This window comes from Phyllobacterium sp. MT110, from assembly GCF_058792715.1.
On the sequence record NZ_JBXAFE010000001.1, the window covers coordinates 177,633 to 200,285 of the forward strand.

Sequence of the window (22,653 nt, forward strand, 5' to 3'; positions counted from 1 at the left end):
TTAGAGAAAGCCGCCGCGAGGCGGCTTTTTCTTTTGGGCGCGTGACCCCGCCCTAAACGTCCCGGTTCTTCAGCGGTGCAAAACTGAAACGGTGCAGGCCAGCCACCGGTCCGTGGGTTAGCATCGCGCTGCGATGAAACGCTGTACCGTAGCCCGCATGGGTCTCAAGCCCATAGGCCGGGTAGTGGCGGCCGGCCTGTGCCATCATCCGGTCGCGGCTGACCTTGGCGAGAATGGAGGCCGCGGCAATGGAGACCGAACGCTGGTCGCCCTTGATCATCGCCGTGCCGGGGCAGGGAAGGCCGCGCGGCACATCCCGCCCGTCGATGAGCGCGTGGCCCGGCAGGATGGAAAGGCCGCAGGTGGCGCGGCGCATGGCCTCCAGCGCGGCTTTCAGAATATCTGTGGCATCGATTGCCGGCGCGGCGACACTGGCAATACCCGATGCCAGCGCTGTCTGCAAAATGATATCGAACAATTCCTCGCGCTTCCTGGCGGTCAGGCGTTTTGAATCGTCAAGACCATCGGGAATCCGCTCGGGGTCAAGGATGACCGCCGCAGCGACAACAGGGCCTGCCAGTGGCCCGCGACCGGCTTCGTCGATCCCCACGATATGGAGCACGCCGTCGCGCATGAGCCGGCGCTCCGTCGCAAAATCGGGTTTGCCGGTATCGAGAGGAAGAAGCAGAGAATCAGAACGCAATCGAGCCATGTTGCGGCGAGACTCGCATTCGTTCTGATTCTCTGCAAGGCCCCGATGCGGATGGGGTAGGGCATCGGGACTTCCGTCAGCGGGATGGGGGGCGCTCGACGGATTTTCAGAAACAGGTCGAAGACCCGTTTGATTGGTTAAAACAGCGACAACTGTTCGCTGCCTGCGGTTGGCACGAACAAGTCGGTGCGCAGACGGCGCTTGGCGAGATTGATGCCGAGGCGCTTGGCGGCGATTTCGAACCGGCGTCCGATCTGCCAGGCATAGGGACCGTCGCCGCGCATGCGCTTGCCCCATTCCGCGTCGTAATCCTTGCCGCCGCGCATGGAGCGCACGAGGGAAAGAACATGGCGATAACGGTCCGGGTAGTTGCGCAGCAGCCATTCCTTGAAGATGGGACTGACCTCGAGCGGCAGGCGCAGGAGCACGTAGCCGGCTTCGCGCGCGCCCATCGCATACACGCTGTCAAGCACGCGCTCGATCTCGTGATCGTTGAGACCCGGAATGATCGGGGCCACCAGGGTTCCCGTCGGAATGCCCGCGTCGGAGAGTGCACGCAGCGCTTGCAGCCGCCGCGTCGGGGTTGAGGCCCTCGGTTCCATCGTCCGGGCAAGCTTGCCGTCCAGCGTCGTGACGGAAAGGCAGACCTTGGCAAGACCCTTATCGGCCATGCGGGCGAGAATATCGATATCACGCATGATCAGCGCCGATTTGGTGACGATGCCGACGGGGTGCTGATGCTCTTCGAGCACCTGCAGAATCTCGCGCATGATGCGCCACTTCTTCTCGATCGGCTGATAGGGATCCGTATTGGTACCGATGGCAATCGTTTTGGCGGTATACCCCGGTTTGGACAGTTCGCGGTCGAGCATCCTGGCGGCATCGGGCTTGGCAAACAGTTTCGATTCAAAATCGAGCCCGGCGGACAGACCCATATAGCTGTGGGTGGGACGGGCGAAGCAATAGATGCAGCCGTGCTCGCAGCCGCGATAGGGATTGATCGAGCGGTCGAAGCCGACATCCGGCGAGTCATTGCGCGTGATGATCGTGCGCGGCTTCTCGATCTGCACCTCGGTCTTGAAGGCGGGCAGGTCCTCGATTGTTTCCCAGCCATCGTCAAAGACATGGCGGGTTTCCGGCTCGAAACGCCCGGATGGGTTCATGCCTGCGCCGCGTCCGCGCCGGCGTCCATGGTCGATCCGCAACCCGGCTTCGTCGACCAGCACATTGGCATGTTCGGCACGGCCTTGCCCGAAAGCGGCCTTGTCCGCCTGCACCATGATGTTCATTGACATTCTCCTTGAGACCGGAGCGAAACCGAGTCGCTCATACCGTCGCAACATGAATGTATTCCTAGCAAATTATGAGAACAAATCAAGAACAATCTGCTGAAAAAGGATGATGGAAATTTCAATAATAATACTATAACTGAAATGAATGATTTCCGTCCTGATCGAAACCCGCAATGCCGATGAACCCTTGGCCAGAACGCTCGGCGGACTGGTGGGCGGAGCTGTCGAAGGTGTGTTGAGCGATGTCATCGTCATCGATCACGGATCGACCGACCAGACCCACCGCGTGGCCGATGCGGCTGGGTGTATTTTCCTGCAGGACCAGACATTGATCGACGGTCTGCGCCGCGCGCGCAGCGACTGGATTTTGTTCATCGAACCCGGTGCGCGGCTGATCGACGGCTGGATCGAGGCTGTCTCCCTTCATGTGGAACGCATGCAGGGGCCAGCCTGTTTCACCCGTTCCCACGCGCATCGGAAGCCGTTCTTCGCGCGGGTTTTTGCGCCCGGAAATCCTCTCGCCAACGGGCTGCTGATTTCAAAGCGTCAGGCGATGGCTTTGTCGGCTCCGGGCAAGAGTGCGGCGGACCTGGCGCGCGGTCTCGCCATGAAGCGTCTGCGGGCGGAGATTATTCCCGGCGCGTCGAAATAGCTGTTAGCCCCGTTTGAGATGTTCGTCCAGCCGAGGCATGATCTCGACGAAATTGCAGGGCATATGGCGGTAGTCGAGCTGGAACTGGAGAATATTATCCCAGGCATCCTTGCAGGCGCCGGGTGAGCCCGGCAGCACGAAAACGAACGTGGCATTGACCACACCGCCGGTTGCCCTGGACTGGATGGTCGACGTGCCGATCTTGTCGTAGGAGATCCGGTGGAATACCTCGGAAAAGCCGTCCATGCGCTTTTCAAAGATCGGCTCCAGTGCTTCAGGTGTTACGTCCCGGCCGGTAAAGCCCGTACCGCCGGTGGTGATAACGACATCCACATCGGGGCTGTTTGACCAGGCAAGCACCTTGTCGCGTATCGCGTCGCGGTCATCGGTCACGATGGCTCGGTCCACCAGGCGGTGTCCTGCTGCCGTGATGCGGTCGGCCAGCGTCGTGCCGGATTTGTCGTCATCGAGCGTGCGCGTATCGGAAACGGTCAGCACGGCAATCCCGACGGGTACAAAGGGGCGTGTCTCGTCAATGCGGGCCAAGATCAGTTCCCTTCCATAGTGCTGCTGGTGGCGACGATAAACCACGCGGGCTGGCTTTGGCGCAACCGCGTTGCGGCTGCATCAGCCGCCGCGTCATCGCTGTAGAGTGCAAAGCAGGTGCCGCCCGAGCCGGACATGCGCGCGAGCAACGGGTTGGTGTCCAGCAATGCCTGCATGCTTCCGTTGATCGAGGGCGCAAGCTTTTGCGTGGCTGCGAAAAGATGGTTGTCCGTCTGCCGTAGATAGGCGCAAACCTCCGCAAGGCATGTCAGGGGAGGCAGCGCGGGCAGGGGAGGATTGTCGCGGCGGGTCAGTGCGGAAAAGACCTGCGGTGTCGACACTGTCACCCCATTGTTGACGAGGACCATGGGCAGGCGCGGAAAGGCTGCGATGCGCTCGATCTCTTCGCCGATGCCGCGCGCGATCAGCGCCTCGCCGTGCAGGCACATCGGCACGTCGGCACCCAGCGGCAGGCCGAGTGCGGCCAGGTCCGTCAGGCTGGCATCGATAGCCCACAGGGCAGCCAGAGCACGCAGGGTGGCCGCTGCATCACTGGAGCCGCCACCGATGCCGGAGGCGACGGGCAGATGTTTCTCCAGATGAATGGCGACCGGCGTCGCCCGTTCGCCATACCGCTGGCGCAGGGCGTCCCGCGCCCGGAGCACCAGGTTCGTATCGTCGGCGGGAAGGCCCATGCCATAGGGACCGGACAGGGTGAAGGAATCCGCCGCCGCTTTCGTCACGCTCAGCCGGTCGCCGAAGCGGGCAAACACGACGAGACTGTCGAGCAGATGGTAGCCGTCGTCACGTCTGCCGGTCACATGCAACGCAAGATTGATCTTGGCCGGGGCGGTCAGGCTGATTGTATGGTCAGGACTGGCAAGCATGGACGCTCAGTCTTTGCGCAGGCGGTATTCACCGGTTTCGGGATCCTGGACCAGTGTTCCCTGTGCACGATTCTGTGCCTCTTTTTCGGCCTCGCGCACGCGCTGCGAGACGCGCTGTGCTTCCTTCTTGAACGAACGATAGCCGTAATAGGCGGCGGCGCCGACAAGAGCAAAAAAGATCAATTGTGGCATCGTCTGTAACCCTCGACTACCGATATCATTCCTATCCGCATTCATAGCACGGAGTTCCGGCCTTGCCAAAAAATCCTGCGCCGGTTTACAGTCCGAAACGCGACCAGAGCGCCCGTTCCTCGGCTGCGTCCATCAACCCATTGGCCAAACCGCTGCCAAGCCCTTCGATCTGCACGCTGGCGGATGGTATTCTGCGCCCGAACAGGCCGCGCGGCTGCGAGATCAATTTTAGCTTGGTTTTGGGGCCATATTGCGACTGGAGATAGGAGCGCATGTCGCCAAGACCGTCGACCAGACCGAGTTCAACACCGCGTGTTCCCGTCCAGAACTGGCCGGTGAAGAGATCGGCGCTGTCGCTCAGCTTGTCGCCGCGCCGTTCCTTGACCAGATCGATGAAGGTGTCATGGATTTCCAGCTGCAACGCCTTCAGATGTTCGATATCAGCCTTGTTTTCCGGCTTGAAGGGGTCGAGCGTCGCCTTGTTCTTTCCTGCCGTATAGACGCGCCGTTCCACGCCGATCTTCTTGATCAGTTCCGTAAAGCCGAAACTTGCCGAGACAACGCCGATCGAGCCGACGATGGATGATGGATCGGCAATGATCTCATCACCGGCAACGGCGATCATATAGCCGCCGGAAGCCGCGACGTCCTCGACGAAGACATAGACCTTCTTGTTTTTTTCGGCTGCCAGGTCTCGGATGCGCCGGTAAATCAGGCGCGACTGCACCGGTGAACCGCCCGGCGAATTGACCGAAATCGCCACCGCAGGTGAATCCTTGTCGTCAAAGGCTTTTTCCAGAACCGATGCGACGGACGCAAGGGAAAGATTTTGCCGGAATTGACCACCGCCAGACATGATGGCGCCGTGCAGGCGAACCACCGGTATCTCCACGAAATCGGGGCGCCAGCGGCGCGGCAGCAATTTTCGGATCAATCGGGCCAATGCTCTCTCCTTCTATACGTTCGGGCACGGGGTTGGGTCATGCGCATGTAAGCGGTGCACATCAAATCACAATGGCACCGTGCGGAAAATGCTACAAAAGTGACGTCAGGCCATTGTTTATCGCCGTTGCACGCTCGGTAAAGCCGTTGCCGGTCTCGTGATGCATGATCAGGGCCGGGGCAAGCGTAAGGCCCGCACGGCTGCCGCGAATACCTTTGATAATGATACGGATGGCCGCGTCCTGCGGTCTTGGCTGCACCGGCACGATGACCAGCCCGCCAAAGCGGCGCTGCAAGGCGCCGAGCAGTTCGGCTATCGAAGCCGGGCGGGCGATGATGGCCAGCGCGCCGCCGGGTTTGACGATGGCAGCGGCCGTGCGGATCCATTGCTCCATCATGCCGTCGGTCATGACATGGGCTTCCGCCTTCACCGGATCGGGCGTTGCGCGGTCGGTGGGCCGGTTGAAGGGCGGGTTCATGATCACGAAGTCAAAGCTATTGTCGGCAAGCCCTGCCGCAACCCGCGCCTTGCCGGTCAGGGTGACATCCGCCTGCACAAGTTCGGTGCGCGCAGCGATGGCGGCATTTTCCGGCAGCGCGAGCGATCTGCGGGCGAAATCGGCCATGAAATCGGACCGTTCGATCAAGACCGCCTTGGCCTTGCTGCAGCGCGCGAGCACGGCAAGACCTGCCGCCCCGGCACCGGCGCCAAGGTCGGCGACACGGCCGGAAAAATCATCGGGTACGGCACTGGCAAGCACCATGGCGTCGACCCCGGACCGGTGCCCCTTCAGCGCGGGCTGGAGCAGGTGGAACCGGCCGCGATGGAATGCATCCAGCGTATGGGGCGTATCGGTCGATGGCATGGATCAGCCGCGCAGCTCGCGCTCGAGGCAGGCGTCTTTGAGCAACCGCCGGACTTCGTCCTCCCGGTTGGCATCGACCAGCACCCGGCGTGCGAGAATGCCGACCGAACCTTCAAGGACGCTCATGTTGGAATCGGCGATAAAGTGCCGGATGCCGGCATCCTTGAGCAGTGATTCGACAAAGGAGATGAGAACAGGATCGTTTGTACGCATGATTTCGATCATTGCCATTACCCATATGACTGGCCCGGAAGTGCCGTAAGTCCTGTAGCATATGTGTGGGCTTTATCACGAATTTGTAACCCCTGCCATTTTTGCGCGCCAATTCGCCGCTTGCGGGTTATAGCCTGTCAAAATAAGGTGTCGCCGCATTATGCGAGAAGTTTAGGAGTTTCGTTTTGGGCGTTGTTGTCAGTCTGGACGATAAGAAGAGCAGCACGGGATCGGTGCAGCCGCTGATTGATCTTACCAAGGCCGACATGGCCCGTGTCAACGAACTGATCCTGTCGAAAGCAGGTTCGGACGTCGAGATGATTCCCGAAGTGGCGAACCATTTGATCTCGTCCGGCGGCAAACGCCTGCGCCCGATGATCACGCTCGCGGCTGCCCGCATGTTCGGCTACCAGGGCGATGGCCACGTCAAGCTCGCCACCAGCGTCGAGTTCATGCACACGGCAACGCTGCTGCACGACGACGTGGTTGACGAGAGCGACCTGCGCCGGGGCAAGAGCACGGCGCGCATGATCTGGGGCAATCAGGCCAGCGTTCTCGTTGGCGATTTCCTGCTCGGCCAGGCGTTCAAGATGATGGTGGATGTCGGCTCGCTCGAAGCGCTCGATGTGCTGGCAACCTCCGCCTCGGTCATTGCCGAAGGCGAAGTCATGCAGCTTGCGGCGGCAAAAAATCTCGAGACAACCGAAGATGAGTATCTGGCGGTGATCAAGGCCAAGACAGCCGCGCTGTTTTCCGCCGCGGCGGAAGTGGGGCCGATCATTGCATCCTCCTCGCGCACGGATCGCCAGGCACTGCGCTCCTATGGCCTCAATCTCGGCCTCGCATTCCAGCTGGTTGATGATGCGCTGGATTACGGCGGCAATGCCAAGGATCTCGGCAAGAACACCGGCGATGATTTCCGCGAAGGCAAGATTACCCTTCCGGTGGTTCTGACCTATCGTCGCGGCACGGCGGAAGAGCGCCTGTTCTGGAAGGAAGCGCTGGAGAACGGTGTCAACGACGACAAGGCTCTGGAAAAGGCCAAGGGCTTGATGACCCGCTATGGCGCCCTCAGCGATACGATCCAGCGCGCCCGGCATTTTGGCGGGATTGCCCGCGATGCATTGGCCCCGCTCGATCAGTCGCCGCAGAAGGATGCCCTTCTGGAGGTCATCGACTTTTGCATCAGTCGGGTGAACTGATCCGTTGTGGATCGAACGCCTGCCATGGCCTCTGGCAGGCAATTGCCTTTATTCTTTCGATGAAACTTGAGAGTGGACCGTAAAAAGGCCATGCTTTTCCTGAGGATTCGGGCGATCATTTCATCATGACGACAATGAAGAGGGATTTTGTATATGCAGCGCAGTAAATTGCTTGGCTCCGTGATGGGCGCAACACTCGCTGCCTTGACCATCAGTGTCATTTCCGCACCGGCCGCGACCGGCAAGGATCTGGTAACTGCTGCGGGATCATTGTCCGGCGCCTTCCTCTCTGCCCGCACCGCTGAACGCAGCAATGATTTCGACAGCGCCATTTCCTTCTACCGGCAGGCTCTTGCCTATGATCCGAAAAACAAGGAACTGCGCCAGAGCCTCCTGCTGGTTCTCCTGACCGACGGTCAGTTCAAGGAGGCATTGCCGATTGCGCAGGAACTGAAATCGGTTCCGGAGATCGAACGCTTCTCGCGCCTGGCGCTTGGCATCGATGCCCTGAACAAGAAGCAGTACCAGAAGGTGGATACCCTGATGATGCTGTCGCTCCAGTCGGATCTCGACAGAATGATCACCGGTCTGATTTCGGCCTGGGCCAAGGCCGGAGCCGGCAAGCCCAATGAAGCGCTGGCCATGATCAGCAAGCTGAAGGGCCCGGACGGTTTTGCCCTGTTCAAGATCTACAATTCGGCTCTCATCGCCGATATGGCTGGACAGAAAGACAAGGCGGCAGCGTTCTATCAGAGCGCTCTCGAGGACCGCCCGAGCCTGGCTGCCGCGCCAGATACCTATGAGCGGCTGATCGAGGCCTATGCCTCGTTCAAGATGCGCAATGGTGACAAAGCCGGCGCGGAAACGCTGATCAAGGACGCATCGGAAGTGCTGTCCGGCCGCATGGTTCTGGTCGAATTCGGCAAGCAGCTTTCGTCCGGCAAGGCCGTCAAGCCGCTCGTAGAGACCCCGCAGCAGGGCGCGGCGGAAGTGCTCTATACCTTGGCCACCGCGATCAACCGCAGCGGAGCGGAAGCCTTTTCCAAACTCTATCTGCAGATGTCGCTGCCGCTGCGCCCCGATCACGATGCAACCCTTTTCCAGATCGGTGACATCAGTGCCAAGCTGGAGCAGCCGGAAAAGGCTGTCGAGTACTTCACGCGCATTCCTGCCGATTCCGCCTATAACCGCGATGCGGAAATGCAGATTGCCATCAATCTTGCCATTTTGAAGCGCCATGACGAGGCGATCACGCATTTGAACGGACTTCTGGCGGCCGATCCGAAGGATATCCGCACCTACCTTGCCATCGGCAGCATCTATGCGCAGGACAAGAACTACGCCAAAGCCGCTGAAACCTATGACAAGGCTGTTGCGGCGATCGAAAAGCCCGAACGCAACGACTGGATGATTTTCTACCAGCGTGGCATTGCCTATGAGCGGCTGAAGCAGTGGGACAAGGCGGAGCCGAATTTCACCAAGGCGCTTGAACTCTATCCCGATCAGCCACAGGTGCAGAATTACCTCGGCTATTCCTGGATCGACATGAATATCAAGCTGGAGCAGGGGCTGGACCTGATCAAGAAGGCCGTCGCCTCCCGTCCGCAGGATGGCTATATCGTCGACTCGCTCGGCTGGGCCTATTACCGGATGGGCAATTATGCCGATGCTGTCATCCAGCTGGAGCAGGCGGTGAAGCTGCGTCCCGAAGATGCAACCATCAATGATCATCTGGGCGATGCCTATTGGCGTGCAGGGCGCAAGCTGGAAGCGACTTTCCAGTGGGCCCACGCCCGCGATTCCAAGCCTGAGCCGGAAGATCTGGTCAAGATCGAGGAAAAGCTGAAGAACGGCCTTCCCGATGCAAAGGAGCCGGGCGTTGCCAAGAATGGTAGCGATGCCCCGAAAGCACCGGAACCTCCAGCGCCGCAACCGGCTCCTGTCCCGGCTCCGGACAACAAGGGCTGATCATCGTGGGAAACAGGGGTGCTGTTCAAGGCACCCTTGCCATGATTTCCGCTGCGGGTGCCTGCGAAAGCCATTGTCATGGCTTCCTTTCTCTTGACCGGCCAGACGGCACGTCTTAGGACGGGCACTCCATTTCCCGTCAAAAAGGCCTGACCGGTGACCGTCCCATTGCCCGATCATATGCACCCGACCCGTTCGTTCCAGGGTCTCATCCTGACGCTTCATAATTACTGGGCCCAGCATGGATGTGTCATCCTGCAGCCCTATGACATGGAAGTCGGCGCGGGTACGTTCCACCCGGCGACAACATTGCGTTCGCTCGGTCCCAAGCCGTGGAAGGCAGCCTATGTTCAGCCATCGCGCCGCCCCAAGGATGGCCGTTACGGCGAGAACCCCAACCGCTTGCAGCACTATTACCAGTATCAGGTGATCATGAAGCCATCGCCTGCCAACCTGCAGGAGCTTTACCTCGGCTCGCTGGCGGCCATCGGCCTTGATCCGCTGCTGCATGATGTGCGTTTCGTCGAGGATGACTGGGAAAGCCCGACGCTCGGCGCCTGGGGTCTGGGCTGGGAATGCTGGTGCGATGGCATGGAAGTGTCGCAGTTCACCTATTTCCAGCAGGTCTGCGGCATTGAATGCGCGCCCGTTTCGGGTGAGCTGACCTATGGTCTGGAGCGGCTCGCCATGTATATCCAGGGCGTCGACAGCATCTACGACCTGAATTTCAATGGCCTCGAGGGCGATGAAAAGGTCACCTATGGCGATGTGTTCCTGCAGGCGGAGCAGGAATATTCGCGGCACAATTTCGAACATGCCAACACCTCGGTCCTGCTGCGGCATTTCGAGGATGCGGAAGCCGAGTGCGCAGCGCTTCTGCGCGCGGGCGCACCCAAGGACGGCGACAACAGCCCGGTGCACCGCATGGTCCTTCCGGCCTACGACCAGTGCATCAAGGCTTCGCATGCGTTCAACCTGCTCGATGCGCGCGGTGTGATCTCGGTGACGGAACGGCAGAGCTATATCCTGCGGGTCCGCAATCTCGCCCGGCAGTGCGGCGAGGCGTTCCTTCTGACCGAAGCCGGCGGCGTCAATTTCAAGAGTGAGTCCGTATAATGCCCGATCTTTTGCTCGAACTTCGCTCGGAAGAAATTCCCGCCCGCATGCAGCGCAAGGCGGCCGGCGATCTGAAAAAGCTCGTCACCGATGGCCTGGTCGAGGCTGGCCTCACCTATGAAGCGGCTGGTGACTACTGGACGCCGCGCCGTCTCACGCTCGATATCCGCGGCCTGACCGCACGGTCGAAAGACGTGCATGAGGATCGCAAGGGACCGAGCGTCAGCGCGCCGGAGGCAGCCATTGCGGGCTTTCTGCGTTCCGCTGGCCTGACCGATATTGCACAGGCCCACGTGCACACCGACCCGAAGAAGGGTGATTTCTACGTCGCCCATCTGACAAAGCCGGGCCGGCCCGCCGAAGAAATCATCGCGGAACTCCTGCCAAAGATCATTCGCGAATTTCCATGGCCGAAATCCATGCGCTGGGGGGCAGCCTCGGCAAAGGCCGGCAGCCTGCGCTGGGTGCGTCCGCTTCAGTCGATCGTCTGCATGTTCGGCGGTGAGACCGAAGAACCGGTTGTCGTCGATTTCGAGGTGAGTGGCCTGCGGTCCGGCAATATCACCTACGGGCACCGGTTCCTGAGCGACGGCCAGCCGATCACCGTTCGCCGCTTTGACGATTATGTCGCCAAGCTGGAAAAGGCCAAGGTCGTACTCGATGCGGATCGCCGCAAGGAGATCATTCTGGCGGATGCGCAGAATATAGCCTTTGCGTCGGGCCTTGAACTGGTCGAGGACGAAGGCCTGCTGGAAGAGGTGTCGGGTCTCGTCGAGTGGCCCGTCGTGCTGATGGGCGAATTCGAGGACAATTTCCTTGCCATTCCGCCGGAGGTCATTCGTCTCACCATCAAGACGAACCAGAAGTGCTTTGTCACGCGCAAAGCCGGCGAGACGGACAAGCTCTCCAATAAGTTCATCCTGGTTTCCAACATCGTGGCCAGCGATGGCGGCAAGGAGATCGCCTACGGCAATGGTAAGGTCGTCCGTGCCCGTCTTTCCGACGCGCTCTATTTCTGGACGACCGACCAGCACGATCTGCCCGATATGGAAAAGCTCGCGGCTGCCGCCATCCGCTTCGATCTCGATCTGAAGAAGCCGCTCGATCAGCGCATGGCGCGGCTCGACGCCCTGAATGTGACCTTCCACGCCAAGCTCGGCACCCAGGGCGAACGCGTCACGCGGATCAAGGCGCTGGCACGCGATATCGCGCCGCAGGTCGGGGCCGACCCGGTACTGGCCGCCCGTGCGGCCGCACTGGCCAAGGCCGACCTTACGACGGAAATCGTCGGCGAGTTCCCGGAACTGCAGGGTGGCATGGGCCGCAAATATGCGCTGCTGCAGAACGAACATCCATCGGTCGCAGCCGCGATTGAAGAACATTACAAGCCGCAAGGGCCATCCGACTTTGTGCCGAGCGATGCGGTTTCCGTGGCTGTCGCGCTCGCCGACAAGCTCGATACGCTGGTCGGTTTCTGGGCCATCGACGAAAAGCCGACGGGCTCGAAAGACCCCTACGCCCTGCGCCGTGCGGCGCTTGGCGTCATCCGCCTGCTGCTTTCAAGCGACTGGCAGATCGCGCTTCTTCCGCTCTTCCAGGCCGCCTTTGCGCAGCTGCGCGAAGACGCCGTTGAAAAGCATGTCGAGCGCTACGAGGCGCAGCAGGCCGCCCAGAATTCCGGCGATGTCGATGGTGAGGAAGATGTCACCAACGCCATTTCCGGTTTTGAAAAGCGTTTGCGCGGCGAGGTGGCCGAGCACGCGCAGCCGGTTCTGCTCGACCTTCTGGCGTTCTTCCATGATCGCCTGAAAGTGCATCTGCGCGAACTCGGCGCACGGCATGACCTGATCGATGCGGTGCTGACTGACGGCGCCGATAATCTTCTGCTGATCGCTCGCCGCGTTGAAGCGCTGGTGGTCTATCTCAACTCGGAAGAGGGCAAGAACCTTCTGGCCGGCACCAAGCGCGCAGCCAATATTCTGAGTGCCGAGGAGAAAAAGGGTACGGTTGTCGCCGATACGGTTGACCCGGCGCTGCTTGCACTCGATGCGGAAAAGACGCTCTTTGCCGCGGTGAATCAGGCTGAGAAGGACGCGGCGCAAGCGATTCAAAAACAGGATTTTTCCGGCGCCATGATCGCATTGAGTGCTTTGCGTGAACCGGTTGATTCATTTTTTGAAGATGTACTGGTTAATGACGAGAATCCGGCCGTTCGAGCCAATCGCCTGGCGCTGCTTGCCCGTATCCGCACAGCCACGAACACGGTCGCTGATTTCTCGAAAATTGCTGGATAATCAACGGGCAGGCGCGAAAACCTCGCGCTTGTCCGCTGGCCTTGCGCTGGCTTATTGCATGCTGGCGCGCAGCGGCGTCGCTTCGACTGCAAGCAATCCGCTGGCGGCGGCGGGTGCCGCCGGTGCCGGCGTTGCCGTGGTTTGCGCGACCGGTGCTGCGTGTGCTGCCGGCAGTGTCGCTGCATTGGCGGTGGCGATAAAAGAGTCCGGTTTGGGGCCGTTGCCCTGAAGGCGGGCCATGTACTGGCGCGAGCGTTCGCGGCGTTCCAGATAGGCCTGAAGCTTGGCGGCTTCCGCCGCGCGCTGCTCGATGCAGGGCGTGCAGACAGGATTGCCATTGGCATCGAAACTGTCATAGCCGACAAAGGTGACCGAGTTTGGCCGTGCCGACGGGCCCTTGAGCTTGATGGATTCTCCGGCATGCGCAATGGCCGGTGCGATAAGGGCAGCAGCTATGATGGCAAGCAGATGGCGGAACATGTGGCTCTATCCTCGTTGACCGCCCATCTCTATCAGCCAAACCTTGCTAATTTTTACCATGGGTGGATTCAATTTTACGCATCACCTCATACGGTGAGTTCATCAGCGCAGACTTGCGGCGAGCCCTGCCCATCGTGTAGGCAATGCGCACGATCGGAGAAGCGCCCTTGGCCGAGACAATAGCACCAGATGAACAGGCAATTCAGAAGGCAGCCCAGACGCTGGCTGCAGGCCAGCTTGTCGCCATTCCGACCGAGACAGTCTATGGCCTGGCGGCTGACGCCACCAATGGCGATGCCGTTGCCGGTATCTTCGAAGCGAAGGGCAGGCCGCATTTCAATCCGCTTATCTGCCATGTCTCGGATATCGCCATGGCGGAACGCTATGCGGCGATCGATCCGTTGTCTCGCAAACTGATGGATGCGTTCTGGCCCGGTCCCCTGACACTGGTCCTGCCGTTGCGGCCCGACACCCATATTCATCCCCTGGTGGCGGCCGGTCTCGATACGGTGGCACTGCGCATGCCGCGCGGTATCGCCGGAAAGATCATCGCAGCGCTCGGTCATCCGCTGGCCGCCCCCAGCGCCAACACATCCGGCAGGATCAGCGGCACCAGTGCGCAGGCCGTTGCCGATGATCTCGGCAGCAAGATTGCCCTGATCCTCGATGCCGGACCGTCCGAGGTCGGATTGGAATCGACCATCGTCAAGGTGGATGGCGATGCGGTACTGTTGCTGCGGCCCGGCGGGCTTGCCGCCGAGGATATCGAAGCTCTCATTGGTCAATCGCTGCGGCGCATGGATCAGCGTGCCGCGATCGAGGCGCCCGGCATGATGGCCTCGCATTACGCTCCTGCCGCCGGTGTCCGCCTCAATGTGCACGAGGTGCGGGATGGCGAGGCACTGCTGGCCTTCGGTCCGCACCGCGCTGCGGATGCCCATAGGGCGAGCGCGCGTCTCAACCTCAGCGAGACGGGCAATCTGCGGGAGGCCGCCACCAATCTTTTCGATTACATGAAGCGTCTCGACCGTCTCGGCGGTGCCGTCATTGCTGTCGAGCCGATCCCCTTCACCGGACTGGGCGAAGCCATCAATGACCGCCTTGTCCGCGCTGCCGCGCCGCGCGTGCCTCCCATAGAAGAGTTGGAACAGATCAAATGACCCTGACGCCAGACCTTGTTGCCCGTTTTACTGCCATCGTGGGTGAGAAAAACGCCTTGCATGACGCGCGGGACATCGAACCCTACCTGATCGAACCGCGGGAAAAATTCGGTGGCAAGACGGCGCTGGTCCTGCGGCCGTCCACCGTGGATGAAGTATCGACAATCCTGAAGCTGGCCACCGAGACGGCAACAGCCATCGTGCCACAGGGCGGCAATACCGGCCTTGTCGGCGGCCAGATGCCCGATGGGACAGGCCAGCAGGTCATCCTGTCCTTGTCACGCCTGAACAAGATCCGCTCGGTCGAGCCCGCCGGCAACCTCATCATCGTCGAAGCCGGTGTCGTCCTGCAGAAATTGCAGGAAGCGGCAGAACAGGCGGGGCGCCTGTTTCCGCTTTCGCTGGGCTCGGAAGGCTCCTGCCAGATCGGCGGCAATCTCTCCTCCAATGCGGGCGGCACGGCGGTGCTGGCTTACGGCAACACGCGTGAACTCTGCCTTGGCGTCGAGGTGGTGCTGCCGACCGGCGAGATTCTCAACGATCTGCGCTACGTCAAGAAGGACAATACCGGGTACGATCTGAAGGATCTGTTTGTCGGCGCGGAAGGCACGCTCGGCGTCATTACCGCGGCTGTCATGAAGCTCTTCCCGCTGCCCAAGGGCAAGGGTGTTGCCTATGCCGGGCTGAACAGCCCCGAGGACGCCCTGAAACTTCTGGGGCTGGCGCAGAGCCATGCGGGTGCAGCGTTGACCGGCTTCGAACTGATGCCGCGCATCGGTGTCGAGTTTTCGGTGGCGCATACGGAAGGTGTGCGCGATCCGCTGCAGGGCGTGCACAACTGGTATGTGCTGATCGATATTTCCTCGTCGCGATCCGCTGAAGATGCGCGCGAGACTATCGAGGCCATTCTGACGGAGGCGTTTGAGGCGGGGCTGGTTGAAGATGCCACGATTGCCGACAGCACCGCGCAGGAAAAATCCTTCTGGCATATGCGCGAAGCCATGTCGATGGCGCAGAAGCCCGAGGGCGGCTCGATCAAACACGACATTTCGGTGCCCGTGGCCCGCATCCCGGAATTCATTGCCGAAGCCGACGCGGCCGTGCTCGCAATGATACCCGGTGCGCGCATCGTTTCCTTCGGCCATATGGGTGACGGCAATCTGCATTATAACATCACCCAGCCCGCCGGTGCCGACAAGGAAGCCTTCCTTGCGCGCTGGGGCGAGGTGAATGCCCGCGTGCATGGGATCGTCCGCGCCTACAAGGGATCGATTTCCGCCGAGCACGGCATCGGCCAGTTGAAGCGCAAGGAATTGTCGGAAACCAAGTCGCCGGTGGCGCTGGATCTGATGCGCCGGATCAAGGCATCCTTCGATCCGGCCGGCATCATGAATCCCGGCAAGGTCATCTGAGCGCGCTGTTTCATGGTTCTGTCGATGGCGGGGACGCGTTTCGATGCAAGTCGAGCTTCCCCGTCAGTCTTTTGTTTATCTCTCTTTTTGAAACCTTACCGATGGTCGAATTTCGATAACCATTCCCCGCGATGAGAAACGGTTAACCGCGTTCGTTAAGCGGAAGCGGGGGGATTGGCGCCTATTGTTTCCCCATACGAGACCAGAAAAAATTGGTCCGCTTCTACAGGGAAATACAAAAGAGAAGACCGGAAAACCGGCTCTCAGGATCGACAGAAGGCGTCACATGAAAAAAGCCGGAGCAAAGCCGGTTTGGGCAGGCCAGGAATTCCGGCTCGACCCATTCCACCTGCCACAGACCGTCACCTACGCCACGCGCGATGACCGGGGTGACATTACCTTCTCGCTGCATGAGCGCGGCGCGGTGGTCAAACGCGTACTGCCGAACAGCAACCTGCCGGTGTCGCTGGCCCTGCCGGTCTGCGCCTTTCAGGGCGTGACGGCCCGTGCCGCTGAGGACGAGCTCGGCGACATCACCGTGACGCTCGAACTGATGCACAGCGATCCGCATCTTTCGGTGCCGTTGCTGGTCGCCCACGATCTCAATGACATCGCCGCAGACTGGCGCGCCTGGTCCAATCTGTTCAAGCTGCCGATGATGCTGGTCGAGGAAGACGGCGAAGCCCGCCAGCTTGAGCAGAGCATCGGGCCGGTTGCCGTGGGCGAACCCGTGGAACGCCGCCAGGGCCGTGAACCGCGCCGCCGCCGTCCGCGTTTTCTGGCCCGCCGCAAGATGGGCAATCTCGGATTGCGTCTCGTCGTCGGCGGTGAGGAAATCATCGCCTCCGGCAACCGCTGAACAATCGGCTTCACCGTCAATTCCTTCATGCAGCTGTGACATTGGAGTCCTAATCAGGAACCAGATGGAACACAGCGCGTGAAGGATCGGTCCGATGCCAGGTATAGAACGTCGTCATTTTCTGATGGGCAGCGCGGCAACCGCGCTCGCCGCAACAATCGTCAAGGCATCAGCCATGGAAACAGCGGTGCTTCCTGCCGCCAATGACACGGCCATTGCCACGGACCGCGCCTATTGGGCCGCCGTGAGCGATCTCTACGATGTGGAGCGCTCGATCGCCAATCTTGAGAACGGCTATTGGGGCATCATGGCCCGCCCTGTGCTGCAGGCCTATCTGGAAAACACGCAGCGCGTAAACCGGCAGAATACGGTCTATGCCCGCAATGCCTTTGGCAAGGACGCCGAGGATGTGCGCAACCGGGTTGCCGGGGCGGTTGGTGCAGCGCCGGAGGAAGTCGCCCTGACGCGTGGTGCCACTGAAGCCCTGCAAAAGCTGATCACCGGTTATAACAAGCTGCAGCCGGGCGATGCTGTGATCTATTCCGATCTCGATTATGATTCCATGCAGTATGCCATGAATGCGCTGGCGGGCCGCAGGGGTGTCGAGGTCAAGACCTTCGCCATTCCGGAGCCGGCGACGCGGGAAGCCGTGCTGGATGCCTATCGCACCGTGCTGGAGGCGACTCCCAAGGCAAAGCTGCTGCTTTTGACCCATCTGTCCCATCGCACCGGGCTTGTCATGCCCATTCGCGAGATAGCCGACATGGCCCGTGCCCGCGGCGTGGATGTGGTGGTCGATGCAGCCCACTCCTGGGGGCAGATGGATTTCAAGGTAAGCGATCTCGGCGCGGATTTCGTCGGCTTCAACCTGCATAAATGGATCGGCGCACCGGTTGGCATGGGCTTCCTGTACATTCGCAAGGAAAGGCTGGCCGATATCGACCGCGATCTGGCCGATGAAGACTGGCCGAAGGACGATATCCGCTCGCGCGTTCATACCGGCACCACCAACTTCGCCGCGACCTTGAGCGTGCCCGCCGCGCTCGATCTGCACGAGATGATCAGCTCGAAGCGCAAACAGGCACGCCTGACCTATCTTCGCAACTATTGGGTGAAACAGGCGCGGGCGATCGAAACTGTCGAAATCCTCACGCCCGACGACGACACCATGCATGCCGGCATCACGTCGTTCCGCATCAAGGGCAAGATCAGCAAGGACGACAACAATGCCTTGATGACGGCATTGCGCGACAAGCATCGTGTCCTGACAGTCCGGCGCACCGGGGTGGCCAAAGGCCAATGCCTGCGGGTTTCGCCAGCGCTCTACACGACAGAGGCTGAGCTTGACCGATTGGTTGAAGGCTTGAGTGCGATCAGTTCAAGCTAAAAGAACGGTTTGACCACCGTCCACAGCGCGCCGAGCACCAGCCCGGCAAAAATCAGCCAGCCGACAACTTTGTTGGAGTGGAAGAGGCGCAGGCATTGTGCGGGATCGTCGATGTCGAGCACCATGATCTGGCGGTACATATGTGCTCCTGCCGCCAGAAGACCGGCGACGGCGGGCATGGGCACTTCCGCCACGGCAAACGCCCCGAGGAACAGCACCAGCGCGCCGCCATAGAGCACCATCAGCGCTTCGCGGGTGCGGCTGCCGAACAGCCGCGCCGTCGAACCCACGCCGACGAGGGCATCGTCTTCCTTGTCCTGGTGGGCGTAGATCGTGTCATAGCCGATCACCCAGAGGATCGAGCCGGCATAAAGCAGCAGCGGCGGGAGAAAGTCTTTCAGCGTCGCTGGTGCCCCGAAATGCGCAGACCAGCCGACAAGGGCACCCCAGGAGAAGGCGAGCCCGAGCACAAGCTGCGGCCAGTTGGTGATGCGCTTCATGAACGGATAGATCGCAACGATCACCAGCGAGGCGATGGAGAGAAGAATGGTGAAGAGGTTGAACTGGATGACCACCAGCAGCCCCACAAGCGCTTGCAGCACTATGAATATTTTGGCCTGTTTGCGCGTCACCTGGCCCGAAGGCAGCGGACGCGAACGGGTGCGCGCCACCTGATTGTCGATGTCCTCGTCGGCCAGATCATTGTAGGTGCAGCCCGCGCCGCGCATGGCGACCGCACCGATCAGGAACAGGGCGAGGTGCCAGGGGGAAGGAATGATCGACCAGACGGAATCGCCCACCTTGGCGCCGGCACTGGACGCCAGGGCGACGGACCACCAGCAGGGCCAAAGCAGGAGCCACCAGCCGATGGGGCGGTCCCAGCGCGCCAGCTGCGCGTAGGGCCACAGCCAGGCTGGCAGTGCACGATAGACCCAATGTCCCGACGGCGCGTCGAAAACGCGGCCCCGGCCTTGGCTTGACTGTATGATGTCTTTTTCCGGTGTCATGGCGTGACCTTGCAGCGGGCGCTGCGCCAGTCAAGTAAATTACGCCTGAATTCAGGGCAAATCTGTGATTGCGTGCTTGACCCTTCGTGCCCGAGGCCATACCGACACAGCAACCCCTTCATGCACGGAGCAGAAAACGATGAACGTCTTGCTTATTGGTTCCGGTGGCCGCGAACACGCTCTCGCCTGGAAGATCGCGGCGTCTCCCGTGCTGACAAAGCTCTACTGCGCCCCTGGCAATCCCGGCATTGCGCATGAGGCCGAATGCGTGGCGCTCGATCCGGCCGATCACGCCGCCATCGTTGCATTCTGCAAGGAAAAAGCGGTTGATTTCGTCGTCGTCGGCCCGGAAGCACCATTGGTTGCCGGTATCGCCGACGATCTGCGCGCCGCAGGCATTTCCGTATTCGGCCCGTCCAAGGCGGCCGCGCAGCTGGAAGGCTCAAAGGGCTTCACCAAGGATCTCTGCGCCCGCTTCAACATCCCGACCGGCGCCTATGGCCGCTTCAGCGATGCCGCAGCCGCCCGGGCCTATGTGGAAAAGCAGGGCGCGCCCATCGTGGTCAAGGCCGACGGTCTGGCTGCTGGTAAAGGCGTCGTGGTGGCCATGACCGTACAGGAAGCCCTCGATGCGGTGGATGCCTGCTTTGACGGCGCCTTCGGTGGCGCCGGCGCCGAAGTGGTGGTGGAAGAATTTCTCGATGGCGAGGAAGCCAGCTTCTTCTGCCTCTGCGATGGCAAGACAGCCCTTCCTTTCGGCACGGCACAGGATCACAAGCGCGTCGGCGACGGCGATACCGGTGCCAATACCGGCGGCATGGGCGCCTATTCGCCCGCACCTGTAATGACGCAGGCGATCATTGACCGCACCATGCGCGAACTGATCGAGCCGACCATGCGCGGCATGGCGGAAATCGGCGCGCCGTTCAGCGGCGTGCTGTTTGCCGGCCTGATGATCACCGGGGAGGGCCCGAAGCTGATCGAATACAACACTCGCTTCGGTGACCCGGAAACACAGGTGCTGATGCTGCGGCTGAAGGATGACGTGCTCCTTTTGTTGAAGGCCGCCGCCGATGGCGCGCTGGACCAGATGTCGGTGCGCTGGAATGACGATCCGGCGCTGACCGTCGTCATGGCCGCAAAGGGCTATCCCGCATCTCCGCAGAAGGGCAGCGTGATCCGGGGTGCCGATGCGGCGCAGTCAGATACGGTAAGAATATTCCACGCGGGCACCGCCGAGAAAGACGGCGCGCTTGTCGCCAATGGCGGGCGTGTGCTTAATGTCACATCCAGCGGCAAAACGGTGCAGCAGGCGCAGGACGCCGCCTATGCTGCGATTGCCCGGATCGACTGGCCGGAAGGCTTTTACCGGCGTGATATCGGCTGGCGCGCTATCGCCCGCGAGAAGGGTGAGGTATAGTAAAAACGCCGCTCATCCGGTTTTCAACATTGACATCGGCGGTTCGTAGCGCAATGTCTCTTGCAAATCGGAACGAACGGTTCGCTGAGCCGAGTCCTCTGTTCAAACTGTCGGAGAAATTCACCGTGTCCATAACAGCCAAGCGAAGCCTCACTGCGATCCTGCTGATGACTTCGGTTCTGACAGCAACGCCTTCCATGGCCGAAACGATTTTCGGCGCGATGTCGAAGGCCTATCAGAACAATTCGACGCTGAATGCGAACCGCGCCGGTGTGCGGGTGACGGACGAGAACGTGGCGATTGCCAAATCCGGTTACCGCCCGAGGGTAACCGGCCAGGTCTCGGTCAATACAGAGCGCAGCAAAATTGATGGCCAAAGGGCAGGAACGAAAAGCTCCTCCACCGAAGGTGTCGAGGTTGACCAGATGCTGTTCGACGGTTTCCAGACCAGGAACAACGTTGCGGCGGCAGAGACCGGTGTGCTTGCGGCCCGCGAAAACTTGCGCGGCAGTGAGCAGACCATTCTGGCGACGACCGTGCAGGCCTATATGGATGTCTACCTCAACCGCCAGATTGTTGCCCTGCGCGAAAAGAACCTGGCATTCCTCAACGAACAGGTGCGCTCCAACCGTGCACGGTTCGACGTGGGCGAGGGCACCCGCACCGACGTCGCCCAGGCAGAAGCATCGCAGGCGACGGCGGTCAACGACCGCAATACCGCCCGTGCCAATGTGAAGATTGCCGAAGCCACTTACGTCCAGACCGTCGGGGCCACTCCAGGGTCTCTGACGGCGGCGGCAACCGCCAAATCCTTGCCGAAATCGCTTAATCAGGCCTATTCCATCGCCGATGCCAATCATCCGCTGATTGGTGCGGCGAAACTCAACACCGACGTTGCCGGGTATCAGGTCAAGGTGAACGAGGGTGTGCTGCTGCCGCAGGCCGGGGCAACGGGCACGCTCAGCCGGACGGATGTTTTCCAGGGCGGATCGGCGACGACACCCAACAACTCCGCGGCATCGGCCAAACTGAACGTGACGATTCCGATCTATGGAGCCGGTCGAACAGCGGCAGCAGTGCGCCAGTCGAAGGAGAATCTCGGCCAGCGGCGCATCGAGGTGGATGTGTCGAAAGACAGCGTCCGTCAGGCCGTTGCCGCCGCGTGGTCAAAACTGGATGCCGCCAGGGCCTCCATCGTGGCGCAGAGGAGCGTCGTGGCCGCAGCCCAGCTTGCGCTCAATGGCGTGATAGAAGAACGCAAGGTCGGGCAGCGTACCACCCTCGACGTCTTGAATGCTCAAGCCGATGTCATCACGGGCCAGCTCGCGCTGGTACAAGCGGAGCACGACAGTGTCGTCAGCAGCTATCAGGTTCTTTCCGCCATGGGCCGCCTGACGGCAAAGCAGGTTGGCCTGCAGGTTGCCGAATACAAGCCGGAAGAGCATTTTGACGCCGTGAAGGACAAATGGGGCGGTACAAAAACCCCCGACGGCCGCTGAACAGGCCCTTTGAGTATTACAGTTCCGGAGCGCCCTGGCAGGGGCGTTCCGGATTTTGCTTTATGGGATGCGGTTTACACGCAGGATATCAGAACCCGAGGAGACATCCATGCAGGCAGCGAGTGTTCCGTTTTCTCTGGTGGGCATCGATCATGTGGTCTTTCTCGTCGACGACATGCCGTCCGCGCTGAAATTCTACTACGAGGTTCTCGGCTGCCGGCCTGGCTATATCTATCCGGCGCTCGGGATGGAGCAGGTCTGGTGCGGGGCGGCGCTGATCGTCCTGTGGGACATTACCCACCCCGGCGCCGCCAGTGCTGTTCCGCCGGTGACGGGCGGGCGCAACGTCGATCATGTCTGCATCGCAACCGGGCCGTTCGATCACGATGCGCTGCGCGCCCATCTCGATGCCCATGGGGTCGAGATCGAGCGGGAGGCGATGCATGGCGGGGCCCGCGGTATGGGACACTCGTTTTACATCCGCGATCCCTTCGGCAACAAGATCGAGATCAAGGGACCGGCGGTCTATCCGGACGGACGAGGCTAG

At 60.9% G+C, this 22,653-nt stretch carries 22 protein-coding genes; 12 read left to right on the forward strand and 10 right to left on the reverse strand.

Annotated features, from left to right (window positions below):
• Window positions 1-52: 52 nt before the first annotated feature.
• Window positions 53-712: a ribonuclease HII gene (gene rnhB / locus AC1Q5O_RS00880; RefSeq protein WP_492561601.1), complete on the reverse strand. Its 660-nt coding sequence runs from the start codon at window positions 710-712 to the stop codon at window positions 53-55.
• A 137-nt stretch (window positions 713-849) separates the two neighbouring features.
• Window positions 850-2,001: a PA0069 family radical SAM protein gene (locus AC1Q5O_RS00885; RefSeq protein WP_492561602.1), complete on the reverse strand. Its 1,152-nt coding sequence runs from the start codon at window positions 1,999-2,001 to the stop codon at window positions 850-852.
• Window positions 2,002-2,149: 148 nt separating this feature from the next.
• On the opposite strand from AC1Q5O_RS00885, the gene AC1Q5O_RS00890 reads away from it, so the two are divergent.
• A complete protein-coding gene (locus tag AC1Q5O_RS00890; RefSeq protein ID WP_464662892.1) occupies window positions 2,150-2,656 on the forward strand; it encodes a glycosyltransferase family protein in 507 nt (168 codons plus the stop codon).
• Window positions 2,657-2,659: 3 nt separating this feature from the next.
• On the opposite strand, the gene moaB is transcribed toward AC1Q5O_RS00890, so the two are convergent.
• From moaB to AC1Q5O_RS00920, 6 genes are all read right to left on the reverse strand, one after another.
• On the reverse strand, window positions 2,660-3,202 hold the full coding sequence (moaB, locus tag AC1Q5O_RS00895; RefSeq protein ID WP_492561603.1) for a molybdenum cofactor biosynthesis protein B: 543 nt from the start codon (window positions 3,200-3,202) through the stop codon (window positions 2,660-2,662).
• 2 nt (window positions 3,203-3,204) lie between these two features.
• Entirely contained in the window at window positions 3,205-4,089 is an 885-nt protein-coding gene (locus AC1Q5O_RS00900) for a 4-(cytidine 5'-diphospho)-2-C-methyl-D-erythritol kinase (RefSeq protein WP_492561604.1), read from the reverse strand.
• 6 nt (window positions 4,090-4,095) lie between these two features.
• Window positions 4,096-4,281, reverse strand: a complete 186-nt coding sequence (locus AC1Q5O_RS00905; protein WP_091880998.1) for a hypothetical protein — start codon at window positions 4,279-4,281, stop codon at window positions 4,096-4,098.
• 85 nt (window positions 4,282-4,366) lie between these two features.
• On the reverse strand, window positions 4,367-5,224 hold the full coding sequence (locus tag AC1Q5O_RS00910) for a S49 family peptidase (RefSeq protein ID WP_223611576.1): 858 nt from the start codon (window positions 5,222-5,224) through the stop codon (window positions 4,367-4,369).
• Between the two features lie 91 nt (window positions 5,225-5,315).
• Window positions 5,316-6,089 (reverse strand): methyltransferase, encoded by a 774-nt coding sequence (locus AC1Q5O_RS00915; RefSeq protein WP_492561605.1) that lies wholly within the window; start codon window positions 6,087-6,089, stop codon window positions 5,316-5,318.
• Window positions 6,090-6,092: 3 nt separating this feature from the next.
• Complete coding sequence (locus AC1Q5O_RS00920; RefSeq protein WP_117282345.1) at window positions 6,093-6,314, reverse strand: putative signal transducing protein; 222 nt, start codon at window positions 6,312-6,314, stop codon at window positions 6,093-6,095.
• 173 nt (window positions 6,315-6,487) lie between these two features.
• On the opposite strand from AC1Q5O_RS00920, the gene AC1Q5O_RS00925 reads away from it, so the two are divergent.
• The 4 genes from AC1Q5O_RS00925 to glyS all read left to right on the forward strand — a co-directional run bounded on the left by AC1Q5O_RS00925 (window position 6,488) and on the right by glyS (window position 12,882).
• Window positions 6,488-7,504, forward strand: coding sequence for a polyprenyl synthetase family protein (locus AC1Q5O_RS00925; protein ID WP_223611574.1), 1,017 nt, complete (start codon window positions 6,488-6,490; stop codon window positions 7,502-7,504).
• Window positions 7,505-7,657: 153 nt separating this feature from the next.
• Window positions 7,658-9,472 (forward strand): tetratricopeptide repeat protein, encoded by a 1,815-nt coding sequence (locus tag AC1Q5O_RS00930; protein WP_464662897.1) that lies wholly within the window; start codon window positions 7,658-7,660, stop codon window positions 9,470-9,472.
• 180 nt (window positions 9,473-9,652) lie between these two features.
• Entirely contained in the window at window positions 9,653-10,588 is a 936-nt protein-coding gene (locus AC1Q5O_RS00935) for a glycine--tRNA ligase subunit alpha (RefSeq protein ID WP_182548896.1), read from the forward strand.
• A complete protein-coding gene (gene glyS, locus AC1Q5O_RS00940; protein WP_492561606.1) occupies window positions 10,588-12,882 on the forward strand; it encodes a glycine--tRNA ligase subunit beta in 2,295 nt (764 codons plus the stop codon). The genes AC1Q5O_RS00935 and glyS overlap by 1 nt, the downstream gene beginning before the upstream one ends.
• A gap of 51 nt (window positions 12,883-12,933) precedes the next feature.
• Here the strand turns inward: glyS and AC1Q5O_RS00945 are convergent, their stop codons facing one another.
• Window positions 12,934-13,362, reverse strand: a complete 429-nt coding sequence (locus AC1Q5O_RS00945; RefSeq protein WP_223611571.1) for a hypothetical protein — start codon at window positions 13,360-13,362, stop codon at window positions 12,934-12,936.
• Between the two features lie 167 nt (window positions 13,363-13,529).
• Between AC1Q5O_RS00945 and AC1Q5O_RS00950 the strand changes: the two genes are divergently transcribed.
• The 4 genes from AC1Q5O_RS00950 to AC1Q5O_RS00965 all read left to right on the forward strand — a co-directional run bounded on the left by AC1Q5O_RS00950 (window position 13,530) and on the right by AC1Q5O_RS00965 (window position 18,180).
• Window positions 13,530-14,522: an L-threonylcarbamoyladenylate synthase gene (locus AC1Q5O_RS00950; RefSeq protein WP_492561607.1), complete on the forward strand. Its 993-nt coding sequence runs from the start codon at window positions 13,530-13,532 to the stop codon at window positions 14,520-14,522.
• Entirely contained in the window at window positions 14,519-15,934 is a 1,416-nt protein-coding gene (locus AC1Q5O_RS00955; RefSeq protein ID WP_492561608.1) for an FAD-binding oxidoreductase, read from the forward strand. The genes AC1Q5O_RS00950 and AC1Q5O_RS00955 overlap by 4 nt, the downstream gene beginning before the upstream one ends.
• Before the next feature lie 286 nt (window positions 15,935-16,220).
• Entirely contained in the window at window positions 16,221-16,793 is a 573-nt protein-coding gene (locus tag AC1Q5O_RS00960) for a DUF6101 family protein (RefSeq protein WP_464662901.1), read from the forward strand.
• 94 nt (window positions 16,794-16,887) lie between these two features.
• Window positions 16,888-18,180 (forward strand): aminotransferase class V-fold PLP-dependent enzyme, encoded by a 1,293-nt coding sequence (locus AC1Q5O_RS00965; RefSeq protein ID WP_492561609.1) that lies wholly within the window; start codon window positions 16,888-16,890, stop codon window positions 18,178-18,180.
• On the opposite strand, the gene ubiA is transcribed toward AC1Q5O_RS00965, so the two are convergent.
• Window positions 18,177-19,187 (reverse strand): 4-hydroxybenzoate octaprenyltransferase, encoded by a 1,011-nt coding sequence (gene ubiA, locus AC1Q5O_RS00970; RefSeq protein ID WP_472461640.1) that lies wholly within the window; start codon window positions 19,185-19,187, stop codon window positions 18,177-18,179. The genes AC1Q5O_RS00965 and ubiA overlap by 4 nt on opposite strands.
• Window positions 19,188-19,326: 139 nt before the next feature.
• On the opposite strand from ubiA, the gene purD reads away from it, so the two are divergent.
• The 3 genes from purD (at window position 19,327) to AC1Q5O_RS00985 (ending at window position 22,653) form a co-directional block, all read left to right on the forward strand.
• Window positions 19,327-20,607 carry a phosphoribosylamine--glycine ligase gene (gene purD / locus AC1Q5O_RS00975; protein ID WP_492561610.1) on the forward strand — a complete coding sequence of 427 codons (1,281 nt, stop codon included), beginning with the start codon at window positions 19,327-19,329 and terminating at the stop codon, window positions 20,605-20,607.
• A gap of 167 nt (window positions 20,608-20,774) precedes the next feature.
• A complete protein-coding gene (locus tag AC1Q5O_RS00980) occupies window positions 20,775-22,106 on the forward strand; it encodes a TolC family outer membrane protein (RefSeq protein WP_464663209.1) in 1,332 nt (443 codons plus the stop codon).
• Between the two features lie 109 nt (window positions 22,107-22,215).
• Window positions 22,216-22,653, forward strand: a complete 438-nt coding sequence (locus AC1Q5O_RS00985) for a VOC family protein (protein ID WP_492561611.1) — start codon at window positions 22,216-22,218, stop codon at window positions 22,651-22,653.

Excerpts from the sequence above, each read along its gene's own strand:
- rnhB (WP_492561601.1), bottom strand. The coding sequence starts at position 712 with ATGGCTCGATTGCGTTCTGATTCTCTGCTTCTTCCTCTCGATACCGGC.
- AC1Q5O_RS00885 (WP_492561602.1), bottom strand. The coding sequence starts at position 2,001 with ATGAACATCATGGTGCAGGCGGACAAGGCCGCTTTCGGGCAAGGCCGT.
- AC1Q5O_RS00890 (WP_464662892.1), top strand. The coding sequence starts at position 2,150 with ATGATTTCCGTCCTGATCGAAACCCGCAATGCCGATGAACCCTTGGCC.
- AC1Q5O_RS00900 (WP_492561604.1), bottom strand. The coding sequence starts at position 4,089 with ATGCTTGCCAGTCCTGACCATACAATCAGCCTGACCGCCCCGGCCAAG.
- AC1Q5O_RS00905 (WP_091880998.1), bottom strand. The coding sequence starts at position 4,281 with ATGCCACAATTGATCTTTTTTGCTCTTGTCGGCGCCGCCGCCTATTAC.
- AC1Q5O_RS00915 (WP_492561605.1), bottom strand. The coding sequence starts at position 6,089 with ATGCCATCGACCGATACGCCCCATACGCTGGATGCATTCCATCGCGGC.
- AC1Q5O_RS00920 (WP_117282345.1), bottom strand. The coding sequence starts at position 6,314 with ATGATCGAAATCATGCGTACAAACGATCCTGTTCTCATCTCCTTTGTC.
- AC1Q5O_RS00930 (WP_464662897.1), top strand. The coding sequence starts at position 7,658 with ATGCAGCGCAGTAAATTGCTTGGCTCCGTGATGGGCGCAACACTCGCT.
- AC1Q5O_RS00935 (WP_182548896.1), top strand. The coding sequence starts at position 9,653 with ATGCACCCGACCCGTTCGTTCCAGGGTCTCATCCTGACGCTTCATAAT.
- glyS (WP_492561606.1), top strand. The coding sequence starts at position 10,588 with ATGCCCGATCTTTTGCTCGAACTTCGCTCGGAAGAAATTCCCGCCCGC.
- AC1Q5O_RS00945 (WP_223611571.1), bottom strand. The coding sequence starts at position 13,362 with ATGTTCCGCCATCTGCTTGCCATCATAGCTGCTGCCCTTATCGCACCG.
- AC1Q5O_RS00955 (WP_492561608.1), top strand. The coding sequence starts at position 14,519 with ATGACCCTGACGCCAGACCTTGTTGCCCGTTTTACTGCCATCGTGGGT.
- AC1Q5O_RS00960 (WP_464662901.1), top strand. The coding sequence starts at position 16,221 with ATGAAAAAAGCCGGAGCAAAGCCGGTTTGGGCAGGCCAGGAATTCCGG.
- AC1Q5O_RS00965 (WP_492561609.1), top strand. The coding sequence starts at position 16,888 with ATGCCAGGTATAGAACGTCGTCATTTTCTGATGGGCAGCGCGGCAACC.
- ubiA (WP_472461640.1), bottom strand. The coding sequence starts at position 19,187 with ATGACACCGGAAAAAGACATCATACAGTCAAGCCAAGGCCGGGGCCGC.
- purD (WP_492561610.1), top strand. The coding sequence starts at position 19,327 with ATGAACGTCTTGCTTATTGGTTCCGGTGGCCGCGAACACGCTCTCGCC.
- AC1Q5O_RS00980 (WP_464663209.1), top strand. The coding sequence starts at position 20,775 with ATGACTTCGGTTCTGACAGCAACGCCTTCCATGGCCGAAACGATTTTC.
- AC1Q5O_RS00985 (WP_492561611.1), top strand. The coding sequence starts at position 22,216 with ATGCAGGCAGCGAGTGTTCCGTTTTCTCTGGTGGGCATCGATCATGTG.